We start from the raw sequence: 229 nt of genomic DNA, 5'->3' as shown, positions 1-229 counted from the left end.
ACATACGCCTGGAAGTCGGGCAAGCGACGGAATCGGTAACAGTCTCAGCCGCGGCAACCGCGCTGCAGACCGACAAAGCCGATACGCACACCGAAATTACGGGTCGGGCGGTGTCCAATCTGCCGCTCGGAGGCCAGCGGAACTACCAGACACTGATTAACCTCGCTCCAGGCGCGATGCCTGGCGCGTTTGTCAATTCGAGCACTGATGTTCCGGCTCAATCTTTGAC

General features: G+C 59.4%; 1 protein-coding gene. It reads left to right on the top strand.

Annotated elements, in window-relative coordinates:
- Positions 1 to 229 (top strand): hypothetical protein (locus QSV46_RS41325; protein WP_314964610.1); only part of this gene is annotated, 229 nt, incomplete at both ends.

The sequence above is a fragment of the Bradyrhizobium cosmicum genome (genome assembly GCF_032290525.1).
Taxonomy (GTDB): Bacteria; Pseudomonadota; Alphaproteobacteria; order Rhizobiales; family Xanthobacteraceae; genus Bradyrhizobium; species Bradyrhizobium cosmicum_A.
This window is presented reverse-complemented; position numbering and strand designations above follow the sequence as displayed.